Raw genomic sequence first — 3,034 nt, 5'->3', positions numbered from 1 at the left:
TTGTTTAGATTGATTATCTTTTGTTACAATATAAATATGGATACTTCTGTAAAAACTTATAAGCTTACTCCTTTTGTTTAATAATAGATTGTAAAAGGAAATAATTCAGCTAGAAAAGGAGGCGAACACATTGTTAAGCACAAAAGAAAATTCAACGAAAGAGGAACAAGCTGTTATTAACTATATGAATAATGTTTACGAAAAAGTAAAAGCTCGTGACCCTCATGAAGAGGAATTTTTGCAAGCTACAAAAATGCTATTTGATTCTCTTATACCCGTCTTTGTGAAAAATCGCACATACAAAGACCATAACATTTTAGAGCGTCTTATTGAACCTGAAAGAGTAATTATATTCCGTGTTCCTTGGATTGATGATGATGGTAATGTTCAAGTTAATCGGGGCTATCGTGTGCAATTTAACAGTGCAATTGGGCCTTACAAAGGTGGAATTCGTTTTCATCCGACTGTTAATTTAAGTGTTATGAAATTTTTAGCATTAACTCAGATCTTTAAGAACTCCTTAACTGGCCAAGCAATTGGAGGAGGAAAAGGCGGAGCTGATTTTGACCCTAAAGGAAAATCTGATAATGAAATTATGCGTTTCTGTCAAAGTTTTATGACAGAACTTTACAAGCATATTGGACCTGATACGGATGTTCCGGCTGGTGACATTGGTGTTGGAAAGCGAGAGGTCGGTTATATGTTCGGTCAATATAAGCGTCTCCAAGGGGCTTATCATGCCGGTGTCTTAACAGGTAAAGGACTGAATTATGGTGGTAGTTTAGGTCGAACAGAAGCAACAGGATACGGAACGATTTATTTTGTAGATGAAATGTTAAAAGACCGCCGAATGAGCATGAAAAATATGACGGTAATTACATCAGGCTCCGGTAATGTAGCTATATATGCAATGGAAAAAGCTATTAAGCTGGGGGCCAAAGTTGTAGCATGTAGTGATTCAGGTGGTTATGTTTACGATAAAAATGGATTGAGTTTACAGACAATCAAACGGATCAAATTTTCAGAAGGAGCTCGGATTAAAGAATATATTAAATCCCATCCTGAAGCAGAATATTTTGATGATTGTTCTAAAATTTGGTCTGTCCCATGTGATATTGCTTTACCTTGTGCTACACAAAATGAAATTGACGGAGCCGCTGCAAATATGCTCATAACTAACGGGGTGAAAGTTGTGGCAGAAGGTGCAAATATGCCTTGTACGATTGAAGCAATTGACGCTTTCATAGATAACGGAGTTCTATTTGGACCCGCTCAAGCAGTAAACGCAGGCGGAGTCGCGTGTTCTTCTCTAGAAATGGCACAAAACAGTGCACGATTAAGCTGGACCTTTGAACAAGTTGATGAAGAGTTACAAAATATTATGAAGAATATCTACCGTAATTGTACAAGAGCTGCACGAAAATATGATCAACCTGGTAACTTAGTCGTTGGTGCAAATATTGCCGGATTTACAAAAGTTGCCGATACAATGATTGAACAAGGTGTAATTTAATAAGAACAACCTAAAGACTTTTCATTACGTATTTTGGACGCTGGGGCAAAAGTATTTAAATCAAGGAAAAGTCCGATAAACTAAAAGTTATGGTTGATGTAAGTAAACCACTTCGTAAATATAGCGTTTTGTTCTTCTTTGAGCGTTTTCGTTATGTCCCAGCCTCCCCATTTTAATCTATTTGTTTATTTGAGTTCACAAAGTATTCAAAGATTGGTTCGACGTTACTGTAAGCATTACTATTCGCTTTTTCCATTCTTTCTATACTATTTCTAAAAAGCATATAAATGGCTAAAAGCTTCACTTGAACAGCCCCTTGAATCACCATTTTAGAAGCCACTTCCGGAGATCTCTCCATGTCCTGAAGGAGCTCATCAAAGATCAATAATCCACCGCTAATCACTTCAATGTGACTAGAAACTTCATTGATATTCGCTTCTAAATCAAAAGTATTTTCTCTCACTTCTCTCACCTCTCCCTATTAATGTAAGCGTGTTCAAAACAATAAACGAATTGTCTATTTAAATACAACATGTACACCTCTCTTCCAAAATAATTGATTGGTATATCAATCATAATATATAATGATTTATTTATCAATCATTTTGATTGGAATATTGATACGTCGATAAAGATAAGGTAAACTACTCTTAAAATGACAATATAGTAGGTGAATATATGACTTTCGGTTCCTATATTAAGAGATTGAGATTGGAAAATAACCTCTCATCTAGGAAGTTAGCTGAACGATCTGGTATCTCTCAAGGATATTTATCCCAACTAGAAACTGGTGCAAATAAAAACCCATCTCCTGAAATAGTGAAAAAATTAGCTAATGGATTGAATGCCGATTATACGCTTTTAATGTATAAAGCAGGTCACATTACAAAAGACTTTTTTACACAGATAAATGAAAAAGATGTTAGTAGCAATGAGAATTTTGATCACAACAACCAAGAACCACAGCCTTATCCCCTATATAACATTAAAGATAAAAACAGTTATGAAAAACAGTTAAAGTCATTAACCTTGTTAGAAATAATAGAGCTATGCCATGAATATAAGCATTTAAAAAAGGATAATCCAGAGGAGAAACCTCATTCTTTAAATAATGAGAAGTTAAAAAATATAGATTTTCTCAATAATTACTTAGCTGAAGAGAATTTCAGCTACTTATATCAAAATCCAATTGATTTATACACATTGTTAAGTTTAAATATCGACACTTCATTCAAACAACAGTTACTTACAAAAAAAGAGAAGAAACAAATTTTAAATGTACTGCAAGCTATCTTAAGTTTTGAAGAATATAAAAGCGATTGATGATAATAATTTAGGATAAATAAAGAGAGGAAGGATATTATTGGATAAACTTGTTCAACTTCTACAAGATTCAAATTACACAATTATTTTTACTGGTGCAGGAATGTCAACTGAAAGTGGCCTACCTGATTTCAGATCAAAAGATCGAGGCCTGTGGGAAAAGTTTAACCCGAATGAACTTGCCAACGTACATGCCCT

The 3,034-nt window shown here is 34.4% G+C and carries 4 protein-coding genes; 3 read left to right on the top strand and 1 reads right to left on the bottom strand.

The window, feature by feature from the left end:
* Positions 1–184 precede the first annotated feature (184 nt).
* On the top strand, positions 185–1,513 hold the full coding sequence (gene gdhA / locus ACPYKA_RS20160) for an NADP-specific glutamate dehydrogenase (protein ID WP_479543977.1): 1,329 nt from the start codon (positions 185–187) through the stop codon (positions 1,511–1,513).
* Positions 1,514–1,685: 172 nt separating this feature from the next.
* Here the strand turns inward: gdhA and ACPYKA_RS20155 are convergent, their stop codons facing one another.
* On the bottom strand, positions 1,686–1,976 hold the full coding sequence (locus ACPYKA_RS20155; RefSeq protein ID WP_479543975.1) for a hypothetical protein: 291 nt from the start codon (positions 1,974–1,976) through the stop codon (positions 1,686–1,688).
* 215 nt (positions 1,977–2,191) lie between these two features.
* Between ACPYKA_RS20155 and ACPYKA_RS20150 the strand changes: the two genes are divergently transcribed.
* Together ACPYKA_RS20150 and ACPYKA_RS20145 are read left to right on the top strand one after the other, a co-directional pair.
* Complete coding sequence (locus ACPYKA_RS20150) at positions 2,192–2,836, top strand: helix-turn-helix domain-containing protein (protein ID WP_479543974.1); 645 nt, start codon at positions 2,192–2,194, stop codon at positions 2,834–2,836.
* A 34-nt stretch (positions 2,837–2,870) separates the two neighbouring features.
* Positions 2,871–3,034: Sir2 family NAD-dependent protein deacetylase (locus ACPYKA_RS20145; RefSeq protein ID WP_479543976.1), on the top strand; the 164-nt coding region annotated here is incomplete at its 3' end.

The organism is Pseudogracilibacillus amylolyticus (SeqCode) (assembly GCF_051918545.1).
GTDB lineage: Bacteria > Bacillota > Bacilli > Bacillales > Amphibacillaceae > Pseudogracilibacillus.
Note: the sequence above shows the minus strand (reverse complement) of the source record. Positions and strands in the feature narration are given on the sequence as shown.

Bases quoted from the DNA above. Each gene is read 5' to 3' on its own strand.
- gdhA (WP_479543977.1), top strand. From the start codon at position 185: ATGAATAATGTTTACGAAAAAGTAAAAGCTCGTGACCCTCATGAAGAG.
- ACPYKA_RS20150 (WP_479543974.1), top strand. From the start codon at position 2,192: ATGACTTTCGGTTCCTATATTAAGAGATTGAGATTGGAAAATAACCTC.